Source organism: Streptomyces sp. CB01201, assembly GCF_002803085.1.
Lineage (GTDB): Bacteria > Actinomycetota > Actinomycetes > Streptomycetales > Streptomycetaceae > Streptomyces > Streptomyces hundungensis.
On record NZ_NNBJ01000011.1, the window covers coordinates 123,585 to 138,511 of the forward strand.

12 protein-coding genes are annotated in these 14,927 nt (G+C 71.7%); 5 read left to right on the forward strand and 7 right to left on the reverse strand.

Annotated elements, in window-relative coordinates:
* Positions 1 to 30 precede the first annotated feature (30 nt).
* On the reverse strand, positions 31 to 492 hold the full coding sequence (locus CG740_RS22415; RefSeq protein WP_100577022.1) for a MaoC family dehydratase: 462 nt from the start codon (positions 490 to 492) through the stop codon (positions 31 to 33).
* 188 nt (positions 493 to 680) lie between these two features.
* Between CG740_RS22415 and soxR the strand changes: the two genes are divergently transcribed.
* The gene (soxR, locus tag CG740_RS22420; RefSeq protein ID WP_100577023.1) at positions 681 to 1,142 is read left to right on the forward strand and encodes a redox-sensitive transcriptional activator SoxR; all 462 of its coding nucleotides are present in this window, start codon (positions 681 to 683) and stop codon (positions 1,140 to 1,142) included.
* A 132-nt stretch (positions 1,143 to 1,274) separates the two neighbouring features.
* Here the strand turns inward: soxR and CG740_RS22425 are convergent, their stop codons facing one another.
* Together CG740_RS22425 and CG740_RS22430 are read right to left on the reverse strand one after the other, a co-directional pair.
* Positions 1,275 to 1,982 (reverse strand): 3-keto-5-aminohexanoate cleavage protein, encoded by a 708-nt coding sequence (locus tag CG740_RS22425; protein ID WP_100577024.1) that lies wholly within the window; start codon positions 1,980 to 1,982, stop codon positions 1,275 to 1,277.
* 104 nt (positions 1,983 to 2,086) lie between these two features.
* Positions 2,087 to 2,698 (reverse strand): hypothetical protein, encoded by a 612-nt coding sequence (locus tag CG740_RS22430; RefSeq protein ID WP_100577025.1) that lies wholly within the window; start codon positions 2,696 to 2,698, stop codon positions 2,087 to 2,089.
* A 540-nt stretch (positions 2,699 to 3,238) separates the two neighbouring features.
* On the opposite strand from CG740_RS22430, the gene CG740_RS22435 reads away from it, so the two are divergent.
* Positions 3,239 to 6,073, forward strand: coding sequence for a penicillin acylase family protein (locus tag CG740_RS22435; RefSeq protein ID WP_100577026.1), 2,835 nt, complete (start codon positions 3,239 to 3,241; stop codon positions 6,071 to 6,073).
* An 18-nt stretch (positions 6,074 to 6,091) separates the two neighbouring features.
* Here CG740_RS22435 and CG740_RS22440 read toward each other — a convergent pair whose 3' ends face one another.
* Together CG740_RS22440 and CG740_RS22445 are read right to left on the reverse strand one after the other, a co-directional pair.
* Positions 6,092 to 7,408 carry a serine-threonine protein kinase gene (locus tag CG740_RS22440; RefSeq protein WP_199846543.1) on the reverse strand — a complete coding sequence of 439 codons (1,317 nt, stop codon included), beginning with the start codon at positions 7,406 to 7,408 and terminating at the stop codon, positions 6,092 to 6,094.
* A 146-nt stretch (positions 7,409 to 7,554) separates the two neighbouring features.
* Positions 7,555 to 8,811: an exo-beta-N-acetylmuramidase NamZ family protein gene (locus CG740_RS22445; protein WP_100577027.1), complete on the reverse strand. Its 1,257-nt coding sequence runs from the start codon at positions 8,809 to 8,811 to the stop codon at positions 7,555 to 7,557.
* A gap of 597 nt (positions 8,812 to 9,408) precedes the next feature.
* Here CG740_RS22445 and CG740_RS22450 point away from each other — a divergent pair.
* The 3 genes from CG740_RS22450 to CG740_RS22460 all read left to right on the forward strand — a co-directional run bounded on the left by CG740_RS22450 (position 9,409) and on the right by CG740_RS22460 (position 12,513).
* On the forward strand, positions 9,409 to 10,182 hold the full coding sequence (locus CG740_RS22450; RefSeq protein WP_100577028.1) for an SDR family oxidoreductase: 774 nt from the start codon (positions 9,409 to 9,411) through the stop codon (positions 10,180 to 10,182).
* On the forward strand, positions 10,179 to 11,834 hold the full coding sequence (locus CG740_RS22455) for a class I adenylate-forming enzyme family protein (RefSeq protein WP_100577029.1): 1,656 nt from the start codon (positions 10,179 to 10,181) through the stop codon (positions 11,832 to 11,834). The genes CG740_RS22450 and CG740_RS22455 overlap by 4 nt, the downstream gene beginning before the upstream one ends.
* 82 nt (positions 11,835 to 11,916) lie before the next feature.
* The gene (locus CG740_RS22460; protein ID WP_100577030.1) at positions 11,917 to 12,513 is read left to right on the forward strand and encodes a TetR/AcrR family transcriptional regulator; all 597 of its coding nucleotides are present in this window, start codon (positions 11,917 to 11,919) and stop codon (positions 12,511 to 12,513) included.
* A gap of 18 nt (positions 12,514 to 12,531) precedes the next feature.
* Here the strand turns inward: CG740_RS22460 and CG740_RS22465 are convergent, their stop codons facing one another.
* Together CG740_RS22465 and CG740_RS22470 are read right to left on the reverse strand one after the other, a co-directional pair.
* Positions 12,532 to 13,746, reverse strand: coding sequence for an acyl-CoA dehydrogenase family protein (locus tag CG740_RS22465; protein WP_100577031.1), 1,215 nt, complete (start codon positions 13,744 to 13,746; stop codon positions 12,532 to 12,534).
* A gap of 9 nt (positions 13,747 to 13,755) precedes the next feature.
* A complete protein-coding gene (locus CG740_RS22470; protein WP_100577032.1) occupies positions 13,756 to 14,778 on the reverse strand; it encodes a phosphotransferase family protein in 1,023 nt (340 codons plus the stop codon).
* Between the last annotated feature and the right edge of the window lie 149 nt (positions 14,779 to 14,927).

The window sequence follows — 14,927 nt, forward strand, 5'->3', positions numbered from 1 at the left end:
CCGGAAGACCGCTCGAAGCCGGGGCCGCGCTCAGAAGAAGTAGCGCGAGACCGACTCCGCCACACACACCGGCTTGTCGCCGCCCTCGCGCTCGACGGTGACCTTCGCGGTGACCTGCACCCCGCCGCCCGCCTCCACGACCTCCGTCAGCTCGGCCGTCGCCCGCAGCCGCGAGCCGACCGGTACGGGGGAGGGGAAGCGGACCTTGTTGGTGCCGTAGTTGATGCCCATCTTCATGCCCTCGACGCGCAGCACCTGCGGCACCAGGGTCGGCAGCAGCGACAGCGTCAGATAGCCGTGCGCGATCGTCGTGCCGAAGGGGCCGGACGCGGCCCGCTCCGGGTCGACGTGGATCCACTGATGGTCGCCGGTGGCGTCCGCGAACAGGTCGATGCGCTTCTGGTCGATCTCCAGCCAGTCGCTGTGCCCGAGCTGCTCGCCGACCCCGGCCTTCAGCTCCTCGGCGGACGTGAAGATCCTCGGCTCTGCCATGTCCCTGGTCCCTGCCTCTCGCGACGCTCTCGCCGTCATGAACAAGCGCCTGAGCAAGCACCTGTACAAGCGCTTGCTCAGCTAGCTCAGCATGGTTCGGGCCGCCGGTCCTGTCAACGACGTACGGCGCTGGCAGCGGGCGGAAGGCGGCACCGGGGCGGAGGGGCGGGGACAGTAGGGTTCGAGGGGTGCCGCAGATTCCAGAGAAGATCCACGAGCTCACGGTCGGGCAGCTGGCCGCGCGCAGCGGAGCCGCCGTGTCCGCCCTGCACTTCTACGAGTCGAAGGGCCTGATCGTCAGCCGCCGCACCTCCGGCAACCAGCGGCGCTACGGCCGCGACACCCTGCGCCGGGTGGCCTTCATCCGGGCCGCGCAGCGCGTCGGCATTCCGCTGGCCACGATTCGCGACGCGCTGGCCGAACTCCCCGAGGAGCGCACGCCCACCAAGGAGGACTGGGCCCGCCTCTCCGAGAACTGGCGGACCGAACTCGACCGGCGCATCAGCCAGTTGGGCCGCCTGCGCGACCACCTCTCGGACTGCATCGGCTGCGGCTGCCTGTCCCTGGACAACTGCGTCCTGTCCAACCCGGACGATGTCTTCGGCACCACCCGGGTCGGCTCCCGGCTGCTCGCCGAACGCGAGGGCTGAGGGCGGGGAGTGATCGTACGGGCCGACGCGGGCCACCGTCCTCAGGCGCAGGCCGGCCCGCTCCTCTCGCGCACACGGGCCCGCCCTCACGCGCAAGCCCGTGCCACCCTCACGCTCAAGCCGGCGTCGCTCTCACGCGCAAGCCAGCGCCGCCCTCACCAACTCGGCGTTGGACGCGGCCCGTTCGCCGTCCGGCAGCACCAGTACGTCCTCCAGGCCTATGCGGGTGTCGAGGCCCAGCGAGCGCGCCAGGCGCAGCACCGGCCAGGCGCCGGCGTCCTGGCCGTGCAGCAGCACGGGCCTGCCGTGTGCCGTGCCCAGCTCGGCCAGCAGGGCGCGGGCCGTCGACTCGGCTTCCCCCGGTGTCGGATCGGCCACCTCGGCCAGGATGCGCAACACCCTTGATGCGTACGGCGAACCGAGGAAGCGGCGAGCCGCGTCCGTGCCGGACCGGATGCCCGCCTCGATGCCCACGCCCCGCTCCAGCAGGGCGGCCGCCACCTCGTCGGCGCCGTCCTCGTGCCAGTTGACCGAGGCGTGGTCGGGCAGCACCGTCCAGGACCGGACGCGCTCCACCCGGCGTATTGGATCCGGCTCGGCCCAGGCGCCGGTGGTCACCCCGACCGGCACGTCCACCGCCGCGCGTATCGCCTCGACGGCAGGGCCCACCACGCGCGGTGACAGCGAGTCGCCGCCGCACGGTGTCTTGGGATGTACATGGACCTCGGCCGCGCCCGCTGCCACCGCGGCCGCCGCGGACTCGGCGAGGGCGGCCGGGGACAGCGGCACCGCCGTGCCGTCGCCCGCACCGCGTGCGCCGTTCAGACAGACCTGCATCATGCGTTCGATGGTGCCAGGGCCCACTGACAACCGCCCCGGAATCGCCTTGGGCGCACCACGGTCTCCTGGCAACGCGGGGGAGAGTCGGCTCGCCCCCGCGCCGCTCACGCCACCGATGCCAGCTCTCCGTGCCGTGCCGCCTTGGCCCGCATCAGTGCCTCTGTGGTCAGCACGGGGCGCGGGACCAGAATGCCGCAGCCCGAACAGACCGGCCCGAACCACGGTTCGTGGGACAGGTCCTGGCTCCACACCAGCCGCCTTCCCCCGCACACCGGGCACCCCGCGCCGGGTGTGGTCCGCAGTGCCGCGATCATGCGGCCGAGCACCTCGGCCAGCGGCTCGGTGGGATGCGTGCGTGGATCGTCGCACCAGGCCACCCCGAAACCGCCCCAGGTGCGCCGGTGCCAGTCGTCGAAGGAGCCCGGGCGCCGCAGCCCCGCGTGCTTCTCGCGCTTCCGGCGCGCCGCGAACTCCACTTCGTAGGCGAGCCAGACGGTCCTGGCCGCCTCCAGTTCCTCCAGCGCGGCCACCAGCCGCGCCGGATCGGGGGCCCGGTCCTCGGGCCCGATGCGGTGCCTGCCGCACAAATGGTCCCAGGTCGCCCGGTGCCCGTAGGGGGCGAACCTCTCCAGACACTTGCGCAGCGAATAGCGCCGCAACGCGAGGTCGTTCCTCGGGTCGCGCACCTGTCTCGCCAGACTGCGGAAACCAGCCATGGCCCTGCCACCTCCGTCGCTCGTACTTCGGCGTCGAGGAATGGACGTACCGGACGACGATCCGGCTCCATCGAAATTCCGATGGAGTCCATTACGGGGGATTCGCCTACCCTGTCCCAAGGGTTGGAATCCGATTCTCAGGAACTCCTCACAACGTGGCCCGTATGTGCCGGTTACCCCGGCGACCTGCGGTAACACGCAAAGTGCCTGGCCGCGGGCGGGTCGGGGAAGGGGCCGCGCTGGCCGCGGGCGGAGTTGATCCGCGCCTCGGGAATCCCGGCAACCCATCCGGTCCCTCAAGGCACTTGTGCGCCTCCGGCCCGACCCGCGTCCGTCCGCCCCGCACAACCCTGCGAAGGCCGGAAGGAATACGCGCTCCGACGGAGGCCGAAAGGGCACAGCCTCCGGTGGTACGCCGCCGCGCTCGCGAAGCCGATCGGGCGAGCGTGTGGGGATTCGGAGAAGGTGACGCATGTTCACCTTACGGCGTGCCGTACCCCCCAGTAGCCTCCCGCGCATCGGCCCCCACTAGGAGCGCGCATGCGACGACGCACCGCAAGGCTCGCAACACCCGGCAAAATCAGCAGACTTCGACGTACGGCGGACATCGGACGCGGCAGAGCCGCCGCGTGCGCCGTCACCGTCATCGCCCTCTCCGCGGCCCTGCTCGGCCCCGCCGTCCCGGCCGGCGCCGCCGAGCCCGCCGACGGCGACCACTGCCAGGGGCAGTGCTCCGACATCCTGCCGCCCGGAGCCAACGGCAACGCCACCCTCGTCGAGATCCTCGGCAACAAGGTGTTCGGGACCCACCCCGCACACAGTGACGACGAGCTCGGCAAGTACGACGCGCTGGTGGCGGGGCAGTCCTCGCTCACCGACGACAAGCTCAACTCCTTCTTCAACGACGCCTCCTTCGGGGTGCCGAACGGGCAGGAGCAGTCGACCAGTTCGCCCCGCCCGGACGTCACCATCACCCGGGACAAGGCGACGGGCGTACCGCACATCAAGGGCACCACGCGGTACGGAACCGAGTACGGTGCCGGATACGCGGCCGGGCAGGACCGGCTCTGGCTGATGGACCTGTTCCGGCACATCGGGCGCGGCGAGCTGACCTCCTTCGCGGGCGGCGCCCTCGCCAACCAGGGCCTGGAGCAGGAGTTCTGGCCGCAGGCCCCGTACACCGAGGCCGATCTCCAGGCGCAGGTCGACCGGATCCGCACCACCAACGGCGCCCGCGGCGAGCAGGCCATGGCCGACGCGCAGGCCTACGTGGACGGCATCAACGCCTACGCCAAGCAGTCCAAGGACGGCCGGTACTTCCCCGGCGAGTACGTCCTCACCGGCAAGATCGACTCCATTACGAACGTGGGGGAGATCCAGCCCTTCAAGCTGACCGACCTGATCGCGCTCGCCTCCGTGGTGGGCGGGCTGTTCGGCGGCGGGGGCGGCGGTGAAGTCCAGGCCGCGCTCTCGCTCCAGGCCGCGCAGGCCAAGTACGGCGTCGCCGAGGGCACCAAGGTCTGGGAGTCCTTCCGCGAGCGCAACGACCCCGAGGCCGCCCTGACCGTGCACGACGGCACCAGCTTCCCGTACGCGGGCAAGCCCGCCAACGCCCAGGGCGCGGCGATGCCCGACCCGGGCTCGGTCGTCCCCGAACAACTGGTCTACGACCGCACCGGCTCGGCGAACACCCGGGCCAAGGCCGACGTGAAGGTTCCGCAGAAACTCAAGCCGTTGAAGGGCATGTACGACAACGGGGCGCTGCCCGGCGTCGACCTCGGCAAGCCGCGCGGCATGTCCAACGCCCTCGTGGTGTCGGGCTCGCGCACGGCGAGCGGCAACCCGGTGGCCGTCTTCGGCCCCCAAACCGGCTATTTCGCGCCGCAGTTGCTGATGCTCCAGGAGATCCAGGGGCCCGGCATCAGCGCCCGGGGCGCCTCCTTCGCCGGGGTCGGCATGTATGTCCAGCTCGGCCGCGGCCAGGACTACGCCTGGTCGGCCACCTCCGCGGGCCAGGACATCACCGACACCTATGCGGTGGAGCTCTGCCAGGACGCCACCCACTACGTGTACCGCGGGGTGTGCACCCCGATGGAGAAGCTGGAGAAGACCAACAGCTGGAAGCCGACCGTCGCCGACACGACCGCGGCCGGTTCCTACCGGATGCAGGTGTGGCGCACCAACTACGGCATCGTCACGGCCCGCGCCACCGTGGGCGGCAAGCCCGTCGCGTACACCTCGCTGCGCTCCACCTACCGTCACGAGGCCGACTCGATCATCGGCTTCCAGATGATGAACGACCCCTCGTTCGTGAAGGACGCCAAGACCTTCCAGGAGGCGGCCCAGGCCGTCGACTACACCTTCAACTGGTTCTACGCGGACTCACGGACGGCCGCGTACTACAACAGCGGTCTGAACCCGGTCCGCAACCCGGACGTCGACCCTTCGCTGCCGGTCAAGGCGGAGCAGGGCTATGAATGGCAGGGCTTCGACCCCGCCGCCAACACGGCCGCCTACACCCCGTCCGCCCAACACCCCCAGTCGGTCGGCCAGGACTACTACGTGTCCTGGAACAACAAACAGGCCAAGGACTACTCCACGGCCGGGTTCGGCGACGGATCCGTGCACCGGGTGAACCTCCTCGACGACCGGGTGAAGGCCCTGGTCGCGCAGGGCGGTGTGACCCGCTCCTCGCTCACCCGGGCCATGGCCCAGGCCGCCGTCACGGACCTGCGCGGCGAGGACGTGCTGCCCGAGCTCCTCAAGGTGCTGCGCAGTGCACCCGTCACCGACCCCCAACTCGTCACCGCAGTGCAGCAATTGGAGGCATGGCAGGCCGACGGGAGCCAGCGCCGCGAGACCTCGCAGGGTTCGCACACCTACACCCATCCCGACGCGGTGCGGCTGATGGACGCCTGGTGGCCGCTGCTGGTCGAGGGTGAGTTCCGGCCCGGTCTCGGCGACCCGCTCTACAGCGCCCTGACCACCAACCTCGGCATCGACGAGGCACCCTCGGCCGGGCACGGCCCGACCGGCGCGCACGCCGGGTCCGCCTTCCAGTACGGCTGGTGGAGTTATGTCGACAAGGACCTGAGGACGGTCCTGGGCGAGAACGTGCAAGGTCCGCTGGCCCGCGCCTACTGCGGCGGCGGGCAGCTCGCCGCCTGCCGCGACAGCCTGCTCGGCACGCTCAAGCAGGCCGCCGCCAAGACCCCGGCCCAGGTCTACCCGGGAGACGCCGGCTGCTCGGCGGGTGACCAGTGGTGCGCCGACAGCATCACGCAGCGCCCGCTCGGCGGCATCACCCAGTCCACCATCAACTGGCAGAACCGGCCCACCTATCAGCAGGTGGTCGAGTTCCCCAGCCACCGATAGGGAACGGACGGCCGCGGGTCAGGGTCCGACGATCCGGCCCGCGGCCAGCACCACCCGGGCCAGCTCCGGGTGGCAGATGTCGCTGTGCGCGCCCGAGGGCGGGCCGCCGTCCTTCACCACCGTGGCCGCGTCCACGCTGACACAGCCCGAGTCCGGCACCCCGTGGCGCAGCGCCTCGGCGAGCGTGAGCGTGGTGCAGGGGCTGACCGCCTGGATGCCGTCGTGGCCGATCGCCCACCAGCGCCGGTCGAGACCGGGCAGCTCGCTCGCGTAGTCCCCCGCCAGCGCCGAGGCCAGCGGGTAGAGCACGCCGAGCGCGGTGTCGAAGTGCGAGTAGCAGGACACGACCGGGCCGTCGACCCGGCCCTGCGCGTCGCTCAGGGCGCCCGCCCCCGGGAGTCCCTCCGGCAGCCGCTCCGCGAACGCGTAGTGCGAGAAGGCGCCTTCGAGCAGGGTCACCGACTTCACGTTGTGCGCCGTGCCCGGCAGTCCCTTCAGCGCGAAGGCGACCAGGCGCGCGCCCTGGCTGTGCCCCACGAGATGGATGCGCAAGTCCGGCCGTGCGGTGGCGAGTTGCCCGACCAGCGGGCCGAGGCCGCGCTGGCCGACCGTGCCCGCCCGGTGCTTCATCTCGTAGTACGTCGTCTGGCGGAGCACCTCCTTGGCGCCGTCCCAGAGGTGCTTGAGGGAGCCGCCGATCGAGAACGAGGGCCCCGGCGGCCCCGGTTGCACGGCCATGCCGGTGTCGGCGAGGGCGGCCGTGAACCGCTGGCACAGGCCGAGGATGTCGTCGGTCAGGAGCGCGGGCGCGGCGCCGGGCCCGTCCTCCGGCGCCAGGTCCCCGGGCGTCCACGGCGCGGTCGTGGGAGCCGTCACCAGCTGCCGGGTCAGCCGGGCGAAATCGGTGAACGCGGCCTCGTCGTCCGGGCGTTGCTCCAGGTGGCCGGCGATCCCGTCGATCGCGGCGTCCTGGCCGGGGAAGAACCCCTTGAGCGCGGCGACGGTCGCGCCGTCCAGTCCGGGCCCGGTCGGGGCGGCCGCCGCGGCGGCGTGCGGGAAGTTCGGGATGGTCTCGTCCGTGAAGCGGATCGACGGCCAGATCACCCCGCCGTAGCCGAGGCGCACCCCGGCCGACCCGGCGGCCAGTGCGGGGAACGCCGCGAAGAACGCCCGGAACAGACTCCTCGCGTTGTCGGGGGTGTTGTTCCAGCCGTGCGCGAACAGCACCAGGTCGGTGGCGTCCACGCCGGTCAGGGCCGTGCGTTCGGCGGGATCGGCGTCGCCGTCCGCGTCGAAGGTGATCTCCCGGTACGGCTCGACTCCGATGTCCGTCATGCCCCGACCTCCGGTCCGCTCGACGATGAGCGTCCTCCATCGTCCCGCCGCGCCGTGGACCTGGCCATATGCGGGACGGGGCGGAGTGGTGGGATCCCGGACTTCCTGCTGCGGCTCGGCGGTGCATCAGGTGCTGCACAGGTGGGTCAGCCATACATCAGGTACGTGCGGCGTATGGTGCGGAACGCTTCGAGCCCCGGCTGCCAGGCGGCGACGATCTCGTCCGTGGTGGCGCCGGCGTCGATCATCGTCCGTACCAGGGTGGAGCCCGTCAGCTTGTCGATCCAGTGGTCCGACCGCCAGGCGAAGCCGCTCCACAGCCGTTTGGCGGTCACGAGTAGGGCGATGCCGGTGCGTACCGGATCGAACAACTCCCTTTCGTGGACGTGTAGTTGTACGCCACCGATGGTCTTCCCCGCGAATTTGGAGAACGTCGGCGCGAAGTACGCCTCGCGGAACCGGACCCCGGGCAGGGCGAGTTGTTCCAGCGCGGCCGCCCAGCGGCCGTCGATGCCCTCGGCGCCGAGGAGCTCGAACGGCCGGGTCGTGCCGCGTCCCTCCGACAGGTTGGTGCCCTCGAAGAGGCAGGTGCCGGAGTAGACGAGGGCGGTGTCCGGGGTGGGCATGTTGGGGCTCGGCGGCACCCAGGGCAGGGCGGTGCGGTCGTAGAAGTCGGTGCGGCGCCATCCGGTCATGCCGACGGTCGTCAGGCGGACCTTCCCGCCGAGGAACTCGGCGTTGAAGAGCCGGGCGAGTTCGGCCGCCGTCATCCCGTGGGCCTGGGCGATGGGCCTGCGCCCGACGAAGGTGGCGAACGCCGGGTCCAGGACCGGGCCGTACGCGGCCCGGCCGGTCGCCGGGTTGGGCCGGTCCAGGACGACGAACCGCTTGCCGGCGAGGGCGGCGGCCTCCATGCAGTCGTAGAGCGTCCAGATGTAGGTGTAGAAGCGGGCGCCGACGTCCTGGATGTCGAAGACGACGGTGTCCACGGCGGAGGCGGTGAAGATGTCGGCGAGGGGCCGGCCGCTCTTCGTGTACGTGTCGTAGACGGGCAGCCCCGTCGCCGGGTCGTCGTGGCGGCCCTCGGATCCGCCGGCCTGGGCGGTGCCGCGGAAGCCGTGTTCGGGGCCGAAGACGGCGGTGAGGTGTACGCGGGGGTCGGCGTGCAGGACGTCCACGATGTGGTGGACGTCCTGGGTCACGCCGGTGGGGTTGGTGACGATGCCGATGGCCTGGCCGGCCAGGGGGGTGTAGCCGTCGGCTGCGAGCCGGTCGAATCCGGTACGGGTGGGGGTTTCCGGGGCGGCGGCCGGGTGGGCTCCCGTGCGGGTTCCCGTGCGGGGCGCTCCGGCGGCGAGGGCGCCGGTGACGCCGGTGAGTACGCCCCGTCTGGTCATCGTCATGCTGCGGACGCTAGCGGTGGGGGCGGGGTTTCGGAACGTCCCATGCCGTGGCCCTCCGGGGGAGTGGGGAGGGGAGGCGCAGGTTTCGCCTGGTGCGGGCTCCCCGGGGGCTCTGCCCCCAGACCCCCGTTCGCGCCTAAAGGGCGCTCGTCCTCAAACGCCGGACGGGCTGAGGATGCCGATGCGGGCCAGCACCGAGGCATTCCGGGTCACCTACAGGGGCGCGGGGAACTGCGCGAGAAGGGGGCACGGTCCGCAGTCGGAAAGGGGGTTGGGGGGTAGGGACGCGGGGCTGTGTCGTTTGTGCGGCTCTGCCGCGGTGGGCGCGACCGGGGGGTTCCGGGTCACCTACGGGGGCGCGGGGAGCTGCGCGAGAAGGGGGCACGGTCCGCAGTCGGAAAGGGGGTTGAGGGTAGGGGCGCGGGGAACTGCGCGAACCGTCGCGTGCGGTGTGAGGGTGAAGGGGGTCGGCGGGCCGGCGAAGCGCGCCGCACGGGGCGGGGGCCGTGGCCCGCGAGGGTGGCGGCGGGGGTTCCCCCGGGACATACCGACTGGTTAGTCTGTCGGGGCATTCGGCACGCAGAGAGGCGGGTCCAGATGAGTACGGGACAGCCGGGGCACAGCCCCGCGGTCGTCGTCACCGGCGCGGGCGGCGGCATCGGAGCCGCCCTCGCCCGCAGATTCGCGGCGGAGGGCGCCCGCGTCGTCGTCAACGACCTCGACGCGGACAAGGCCCACCGCACCGCCGAAGCGATCGGCGCGATCGCCGTGCCCGGCGACGCCTCGGCGATCGTCGGCCCCGCCCGCGACGCGCTCGGCGGCACCATCGACGTCTACTGCGCCAACGCGGGCCTGGGATCGGGGGGTTCGGAGGCCGCCCCCGAGGACATCTGGGCCGCGGCCTGGGACGTCAACGTCATGGCCCACGTACGCGCGGCCAAGGAACTGCTGCCCGACTGGCTGGAGCGCGGCGAGGGCCGCTTCGTGTCCACCGTCTCCGCCGCCGGGTTGCTCACCATGATCGGCGCGGCCCCGTACAGCGTCACCAAGCACGGCGCGCTCGCCTTCGCCGAGTGGCTGTCGCTGACCTACCGCCACCGGGGCGTGAAGGTCCACGCCATCTGCCCGCAGGGGGTCCGCACCGACATGCTGGCCGCCACCGGAACGGCCGGCGACCTCGTGCTCAGGCCCACCGCGATCGAGCCGGACCAGGTGGCCGACGCCCTCTTCGCCGCGATGGCCGAGGACCGTTTCCTGGTGCTGCCCCACCCCGAGGTCGCCGACTACTACACGGCCCGGGCCGCCACCCCCGACCGCTGGCTGACCAGCATGAACCACCTCCAGCAGAAGTGGGAGGCCAACACCGAATGACCTCGATCTACGCGGCCAAGCCCTGGCTCGCCCAGCTCAGCGCGGCCCAGCGGGCCGACATAAGCCCGCCCGAGACGGTGCTGCACTCCTTCCGCGCCGCCGTCGCCCGCGCCCCCCAGCACACCGCGCTCGCCTACTTCGACGGCCGGCTCAGCTACGCCGAGACCGACGCGCTGTCCGATTCCGTGGCCGGCCATCTCGCCGCCCGGGGCCTGGTCCGCGGCGACCGCGTCGCGCTGATGCTCCAGAACACCCCGCACTTCGTCATCGCCCTGCTCGGCGCCTGGAAGGCCGGCGCCACCGTCGTCCCGCTGAACCCGATGTACAAGTCGGGCGAGGTCGCGCACGTCCTGCGCGATGCCGAGGTCACCGCTCTGGTGTGCTCCGATCGCGCCTGGGAGGGGTATCTGCGGGACACCGCCGCCGACTCGACGGTCCGCATCGCGCTCACCGCCTGCGAGCTCGATCTCCAGAGCCTCGACGACGAGAGGGTGTTCGGCGGGTACGAGCGGCTCCCCGTACCGACCGACACCGACGATCTCGTCACCGTCGCACGCCAGGGACTGAAAGCTCCCTCGGACCGGGAACTGTCGTCCGCCGACACGGCGTTGATCAGTTACACCTCCGGCACCAGCGGGACCCCCAAAGGCGCGATGAACACCCATCGCGGCATCACCTACAACGCGGAGAGGCAGCGCACTGGACATCCGATAGCAGAAGGCGCGGGCTACTTCGCGCTCGCGCCGCTCTTCCACATCACCGGCATGGTCTGCGAACTCGCCGCCTGCGTCGCCAACGCGGGCACCCTGATCCTGGCCTACCGCTTCCACCCGGGCGTCGTCCTCGACGCGTTCGCCGAACACCGCCCCGCCTACACGGTCGGACCCTCCACGGCCTTCATGGCGCTCGCGGCCACCCCCGGCGTCACCCGGGAGCACTTCGCCTCCTTCGAGGTCATCTCGTCGGGCGGCGCGCCCCTGCCGCCGGCGCTCGTCGAGAAGTTCCGCGCGGGCTTCGGGCCGTACATCCGCAACGGCTACGGCCTGACCGAGTGCACCGCCCCCTGTGCCTCGGTGCCGCCCGAGAAGGAGGCGCCCGTCGACCCGGTCTCCGGCACGCTCTCGGTCGGCGTGCCCGGGCCCGAGACCGTGGTGCGGATCGTCGACCTCGAAGGCAACGACGTGCCGTTCGGCGAGCAGGGCGAGATCGTGGTGCGCGGCCCCCAAGTGGTGCCCGGCTACTGGCGCCGCCCCGAAGCCACCGCCGAGGCGTTCCCCGGCGGGGAGCTGCGCACCGGAGACATCGGCTTCATGGACCGCGACGGCTGGCTCTACGTGGTCGACCGGATGAAGGACATGATCAACGCGTCCGGCTTCAAGGTCTGGCCGCGCGAGGTCGAGGACGTCCTGTACACCCACCCCGCCGTCCGCGAGGCGGCCGTCGTGGGCATCCCCGACGCCTACCGGGGCGAGAGCGTCAAGGCGTACGTCAGCCTGCGCCCGGGCGCCGAGGCCGATCCCGCCGAACTCGCCGCGTACTGCAAGGAGCGGCTCGCCGCCTACAAGTACCCGCGCGAGGTGGAGGTCCTGGCGGAGCTTCCCAAGACCACGAGTGGGAAGATCCTCAGGCGGGAACTGCGCACTCAGGCGTAGCGCCCGGCGCAGCGACACAGCAGGACCGGAACAGGGCGAGGGGCCGCGGCCCCCGCGCACGTACGAGAGAAAGGTGGCGGCGATGGCCAAGGCGACGGACACGAGCGGCACCACCCCCGTCCCCCAGCGGCTGCTCGCCGCCGCCACCCGCCTGTTCGCGGAGAACGGCTACGACCGCACCTCCGTACAGGAGATCGTCGAGGCCGCCGGCGTCACCAAGGGCGCGCTCTACCACTACTTCGGCTCCAAGGAGGACCTCCTCCAGGAGGTCTACGCCCGGGTGCTCCGCCTCCAGCAGGAGCGGCTCGACGCGTTCGCCGGTGCGGACGCGCCGATCGAGCAGCGGCTGCGCGAGGCGGCCGCCGACGTGGTGGTGACCACCATCGACAACCTCGACGACGCGGCGATCTTCTTCCGCTCGATGCACCAGCTGAGCCCGGAGAAGAACAAGCAGGTGCGCGCCGAGCGCCGCCGCTACCACGAACGGTTCCGGGCGCTGATCGAGGAGGGCCAGGCCGCCGGGGTGTTCTCCACCGCGACCCCGGCCGACCTGGTGGTCGACTACCACTTCGGCTCGGTCCACCACCTGTCCACCTGGTACCGGCCGGACGGGCCGCTCACCCAGCAGCAGGTCGCCGATCACCTCGCCGACCTGCTGCTCCGCGCGCTGCGGCCCTGAACCCGAACTACCGCGCCGCTAGAGGTACTTCTTCAGTTCGCGGCGGGCGAGCGAGCGCTGGTGCACCTCGTCGGGGCCGTCGGCGAGCCTCAACGTCCTTGCCGCGGCCCACAGTTCGGCCAGCGGGAAGTCCTGGCCGACGCCGCCCGCGCCGTGCAGCTGCACCGCGTCGTCGATGATCCCGACCACTGTGCGCGGGGTGGCGATCTTGATGGCCTGGATCTCGGTGTGCGCCCCGCGGTTGCCCACGGTGTCCATCAGCCAGGCCGTCTTCAGGACGAGCAGCCGCAGCTGCTCGACCGCGACCCGGGCGTCCGCGATCCACTCCTGCACCACGCCCTGCTGGGCGATCGGCTTGCCGAACGCCGTGCGGGACACGGCCCTTCGGCACATCAGCTCGATCGCCCGCTCGGCCATGCCGATCAGGCGCATGCAGTGGTGGATCCGGCCCGGCCCCAGGCGCGCCTGCGCGATGGCGAAACCGCCGCCCTCCTCACCGACCAGGTTGCTCACGGGCACCCGGGCCCCGTGGAAGACGACCTCGGCGTGGCCGCCGTGCGAGTGGTCCTCGTAGCCGTACACCTGCATGGCACGCCGGATCTCGACGCCCGGGGTGTCGCGCGGGACCAGGACCATCGACTGCTGGCGGCGCACATCGGCGTTGGCGGGATCGGTCTTGCCCATCACGATGAAGATCTTGCAGTCCGGGTTCATCGCCCCGGAGATGTACCACTTGCGGCCGGTGATGACGTAGTCGTCGCCGTCCCGCTCGATGCGCGTCTCGATGTTGGTGGCGTCGGAGGAGGCGACCTCCGGCTCGGTCATCGCGAACGCCGAGCGGATCTCCCCGGCGAGCAGCGGCTCAAGCCACTGCTTCTTCTGCTCGTCCGAGCCGAACTGCGCGAGCACCTCCATGTTCCCGGTGTCCGGGGCCGCGCAGTTGAGGGCGGTCGGCGCCAAGTGCGGGGAACGGCCGGTGATTTCGGCCAGCGGCGCGTACTGGAGGTTGGTGAGCCCCGCACCGTACTCGGCGTCCGGCAGGAACAGGTTCCACAGGCCCTGGCGGCGTGCCTCGGCCTTGAGGTCCGCCACCACCTGCGGGGTGTCCCAGGGCGAGGCGAGCAGGGCGCGCTGCTCGTCGGCGGTGGCCTCGGCGGGGTGGACGTAGGCGTCCATGAAGGCGAGGAGTTTGGTGCGCAGTTCTTCGGTGCGGGCGTCGAATGCGAAGTCCATGACGGGCGTTCAGCCTTCCTGGAGGGTCGTGAGGCCGTGCTCGATGAAGACCGGGACCAGCTCGCCGATGCGGTCGAACCCGGCGCCCACGGTCTGGCCGAGGGTGTAGCGGTAGTGGATGCCTTCGAGGATCACGGCGAGCTTGAACCAGGCGAACGCCGTGTACCAGGAGATGGCGGAGGTGTCGCGCCCCGAGCCCGCCGCGTAGCGCTCGATCAGCTCGGCGGGGGAGGGGTGTCCGGCGGCGCCGGCCGTGGTGGACACCGGCGAGTCGGCGACCTCCAGCTTCGCGCTGTACATCACGAGCAGGCCGAGGTCGGTCAACGGGTCGCCCAGGGTGGACATCTCCCAGTCGAGCACCGCCCTGATCCGGTCGTCGTCGCCGATCAGCACGTTGTCCAGACGGTAGTCGCCGTGCACGACGGTGGGGGCGGGCGAGACCGGGAGGGCGCGCCCGAGTGACGCGTGCAGCTCGTCGATGCCGGCGAGGTCGCGGTTGCGGGAGGCGTCGAGCTGCTTGCCCCAGCGGCGCAGCTGCCGGTCGAGGAAGCCCTCGGGCCGCCCGAAGTCACCGAGCCCGACCGCCTCGGGATCCACGGCGTGCAGCTCGACGAGCGTGTCGACCAGCGCGAGCACGGCCGCCCTGGTCCGCTCGGCGCCGAGCGGGGCGAGCTGTTCGGCGGTGCGGTACGGCGTCCCGGCGACGTACTCCATGACGTAGAACGGCGAGCCGAGCACCGACTCGTCCTCGCAGAGCAGCACCGGCTCGGGCACCGGCACGGCCGTGGGGTGCAGGGCGCTGATGACCCGGTGTTCGCGCTTCATGTCGTGCGCGGTGGCCAGCACATGGCCGAGCGGCGGCCGTCGCACGACCCACTGTCCGGCCCCGTCCGTGACGACGTACGTCAGGTTCGACCGGCCCCCCTCGATCAGCCGGGCCTTGAGCGGTCCGCGCACGAGCCCCGGCCGCACCCGGTCGAGGTGGGCCCGCAGCTGCTCCGGGTCGAGGCCTGGCGGGGGGACTGTGCTCATCTGCGGCACCTCCGGAACGGGTCGGGCGTCCTGTACGCAGACACGCTACCGACCAGTCGGTATGCAGTCCAGGGCGGTTCCCGAATTCCGGCGCGCGGCGAGTGGCCCCGCTGTTCGCGCCGTCCCCCCGTCCGCGCTGTCCGGGAGAA

Coding starts and splice junctions, on each gene's coding strand:
- CG740_RS22415 (WP_100577022.1), bottom strand. CDS start 492: ATGGCAGAGCCGAGGATCTTCACGTCCGCCGAGGAGCTGAAGGCCGGG.
- CG740_RS22425 (WP_100577024.1), bottom strand. CDS start 1,982: ATGATGCAGGTCTGTCTGAACGGCGCACGCGGTGCGGGCGACGGCACG.
- CG740_RS22430 (WP_100577025.1), bottom strand. CDS start 2,698: ATGGCTGGTTTCCGCAGTCTGGCGAGACAGGTGCGCGACCCGAGGAAC.
- CG740_RS22435 (WP_100577026.1), top strand. CDS start 3,239: ATGCGACGACGCACCGCAAGGCTCGCAACACCCGGCAAAATCAGCAGA.
- CG740_RS22440 (WP_199846543.1), bottom strand. CDS start 7,408: ATGACGGACATCGGAGTCGAGCCGTACCGGGAGATCACCTTCGACGCG.
- CG740_RS22445 (WP_100577027.1), bottom strand. CDS start 8,811: ATGACGATGACCAGACGGGGCGTACTCACCGGCGTCACCGGCGCCCTC.
- CG740_RS22450 (WP_100577028.1), top strand. CDS start 9,409: ATGAGTACGGGACAGCCGGGGCACAGCCCCGCGGTCGTCGTCACCGGC.
- CG740_RS22455 (WP_100577029.1), top strand. CDS start 10,179: ATGACCTCGATCTACGCGGCCAAGCCCTGGCTCGCCCAGCTCAGCGCG.
- CG740_RS22460 (WP_100577030.1), top strand. CDS start 11,917: ATGGCCAAGGCGACGGACACGAGCGGCACCACCCCCGTCCCCCAGCGG.
- CG740_RS22465 (WP_100577031.1), bottom strand. CDS start 13,746: ATGGACTTCGCATTCGACGCCCGCACCGAAGAACTGCGCACCAAACTC.
- CG740_RS22470 (WP_100577032.1), bottom strand. CDS start 14,778: ATGAGCACAGTCCCCCCGCCAGGCCTCGACCCGGAGCAGCTGCGGGCC.